Genomic DNA, 3,159 nt, shown 5'->3' with positions numbered 1-3,159 from the left:
GCCCGCGAGCGCAAGACCTTCCTCGATTCGCAATGCGCCGACCTGAACTCGGCCATCAAGACGCTGGAAGACGCGATCCACAAGATCGACCTGGAGACGCGCGACCTGCTGGGCTCGACCTTCAACCAGGTCAACGACCACTTCGGCCGCATGTTCCCCGAGCTGTTCGGTGGCGGCGAGGCGCGCCTCGTGATGACGGGCGACGAGATCCTGGACGCCGGCGTGCAGGTCCTGGCCCAGCCGCCGGGCAAGAAGAACAGCACCATCCACCTGCTGTCGGGTGGCGAAAAGGCGTTGACGGCGATTGCCCTCGTGTTCGCGATCTTCCAGCTCAACCCGGCGCCCTTCTGCCTGCTGGACGAAGTGGACGCACCGCTGGACGACGCCAACACCGAGCGTTATGCGCGCCTCGTCACCAAGATGAGTGCGGGCACGCAATTCCTCTTCATCTCGCACAACAAGATTGCGATGGAAATGGCTGAACAACTGATTGGCGTGACCATGCAGGAGCAGGGTGTGTCGCGCATCGTGGCCGTCGACATGGACAAAGCCCTGGCGATGGCGGAGGCGGCATGAACGTTTCGTTGACCGAACTTCTGGCCATCACGGGTGGCGTGGTGCTGATCGGCGTCATCGCCCAGGGCGCCTGGGCCGCCCGCAAGGCGGGGCCGAAGCGCGCCGTGCCGTCGTTGGAGGAGCCGCATTTCGACGCGCCGCCCGTGACGGCGGAGGCGACTGCCGAGGCCGAGGCGCTGGAAGCGACGCTGCCCGCCGTGGCCCGCCCGCTGCGCCGGCCGTCGGCGCGGATCGACGCGCTGATTGACGCCATCGCGACCATCACCGTCGAGGCTCCCATCTCTGGCGAAATGGCCCTGCAGCACCAGCCCGGCAGTCGCCGCGCCGGCACCAAGCCGCTGCAAATCGAAGGTCTGAATGCCGCAACCGGCGACTGGGAACTGCCCGCGCCCGGCCAGCGCTACAGCGAATTCCAGGCCGGGCTGAAGATGGCCAACCGCAGCGGCGCCCTCAACGAGATCGAGTACTCGGAGTTCGTGCAGAAGATCCAGGCCTTTGCCGACGGCGTTGGCGGCTTCGTGCAGTTCCCAGACATGCTGGACGTCGTCGCCCGCGCCCGCGAGCTGGATCAGTTCGCGGCCAGCCATGACGCCCAGCTTGCCCTGCTGCTGCGTGCCAAGGCCGCAGCCTGGACGCCTGGCTTTGTGCAGCAGGCCGCGGGTCGCCACGGCTTCGTCGCCGGTGCGCTGCCAGGCCGCCTCGTCATGCCGTCGGCAGAAGAGGGCGCGCCGCCGGTGCTGACGCTGCAGTTCGATGCCCAGGCTGCGCTGGCTGAAGACCCCGAAGCCCTGTCGCTGCGCGAGCTGACGCTGGCGCTGGACGTGCCGCAGACGTCGGCCGATCAGGAGCCGTTCGCGCTCTGGCAGGAGTCGGCCCGCGCACTGGCCCGCGATCTGGAGGCCGAGGTTTGCGACGACCGTGGCCAGGTGCTGGGCCTGCATGCCTTCGCGTCCATCGACGTTGAGCTGAAGAAACTCTACGAAGCTTTGGCGGAGCGTGATCTGGCCGCCGGCTCGCCTGCCGCACGAAGGCTGTTCAGCTGATCGCGTGACATTGGCCGCGCAAACGCCGCGGTCTGACTGACAACCGACGGGGCGGCGGGGGGCAAAGCTTCTAAAGTCYGTGCGTTACATGGCCCTTCAAGCCTGATGCGCAGCGGCGGCTTCCCCCAAGTTTTCAGTCCCACCCTTCGTCCAGCCACCCAGTTCTGGCTGGTGGGCTGGCTGTTGCTGCTGTCGCTGTTCGCTGGGCCAAGCCTCGCCGCCCCCACGCTCGCCCAGCAGATCGAAGCCATCGAAGCCAGCCATGGCAGCGAGCCGCCCGAGGTGGTCGCGCGCCTGCGGCCGCTGGAAGCGCAGGCCCGCGCTCTGGGCGGCGACAACCTGCGCGTCTTCCTCGCCGCCTGGGGCTATGCCCACGGCATGATGGACCAGTTCACGGTGGTCGATGCGGCAACGGCCGAGCTCATCGACCTGGGGGAGCGCGAAGGCAACGCCGCGGCCATGGCTTCGGCGCTGGCACTGCGCGCGACCGTCCTGCAACTGTCGGGCCGCCTGAGCGTCGCCTACGACTGGGTGAACGCGTCCCTGCCCTGGGTGGAAAAGACCCAGGACGAGCCTTTGCGCTACTGGGTGTTCATGACGGCGGGCAATCTGAGCCTCGCGACGGGGCATTTGCAGGAAGGCCTGCGCAGCTACGCGGCGGCGAGCCGGTCGGCGCAGGCCCAGTCCAACCCGCGGCGCGGGGCGCAGGCCCATATGGCGCTGGCGCCCATACGCCTGGTCCTGCACGACATCGACGGTGCCCGTGCTGATGCGCAGCAGGCCTTTCGCCTGGCCGAGTCCGCGGGCAGCCTGCCCCTGCAACTGGCGGCCAAGTTGATCGAATCCTTGGCCGAGGAGGAGGGCGGACGCGGCCCGGCGCGCGACCAGGCCCGGGAGCAGGCCCATCGGCTGGCCGCCCAGATCGAGCCCACGCTGGCCGCCAGCGCTGCCGCCGTGAATCCTGCTTCAGGCAGCGCGACCTGGTTCAACACCCAGGCGGAGGTCGTGCAGGAACTGGCCGACCTGCACCTGAGCGCACGCAACTTTGTGGCCGCGCAGCGCTATGCCGAGACTGCGCTGAAGTTGGCCCGACAGGAAGGTGACGAGGACGCTGTGGCCGTGGCCACGATCAGTTCCGGTCTGGCGCGACTCGGCTTGCGCCAGACGGCCCCCGGCGACCAACTGGTGAACGAGGGCCTGGCGTCGCTGGAGAAGCAGGGCCGCAAGGTGCGCCTGCTGGAGCAGTTGAACCGGCATGCCGGCTTGCTGGAAGCCCTGGGCGATGCGGCGGGCGCTCTGCGCCAATCGCGCAAGGCACTGGGGCTGGAGGCCGAGCTGGTGCGCAACGACCGTGTCAGCACGGTGCTGGAGCTGCAGCGCCGCTCCAGCTTCGAGCAGAACCAGCGCGCCCTGGAGAGCCTCAAGCATGACAACGAGCTGCAAGCCAGCCAGCTCGAGCGCCACAGCAGCGAAAGGCGGCTGACCCTGGGCCTGGCCCTCGCCCTGCTCATCGTCGTGCTGCTGACAGTGACCTTGTATC

2 protein-coding genes and 1 pseudogene are annotated in these 3,159 nt (G+C 68.4%); all 3 read left to right on the top strand.

Annotated elements, in window-relative coordinates; genetic code table 11:
* A pseudogene (locus ACXJKR_RS28210) lies at window positions 1–576 on the top strand (chromosome segregation protein SMC); the annotation flags it as partial.
* Window positions 573–1,619 carry a cell division protein ZipA C-terminal FtsZ-binding domain-containing protein gene (locus ACXJKR_RS28205; RefSeq protein ID WP_056202169.1) on the top strand — a complete coding sequence of 349 codons (1,047 nt, stop codon included), beginning with the start codon at window positions 573–575 and terminating at the stop codon, window positions 1,617–1,619. The pseudogene ACXJKR_RS28210 and the gene ACXJKR_RS28205, both read left to right, overlap by 4 nt.
* Before the next feature lie 105 nt (window positions 1,620–1,724).
* On the top strand, window positions 1,725–3,159 hold a 1,435-nt coding region (locus tag ACXJKR_RS28200; RefSeq protein WP_457325651.1), incomplete at its 3' end, for a hypothetical protein.

The sequence above is a fragment of the Roseateles sp. P5_E11 genome (assembly GCF_054049355.1).
The sequence above is the reverse complement of the archived record's forward strand: the minus strand, read 5'-3'. Positions and strand labels throughout refer to the sequence as shown.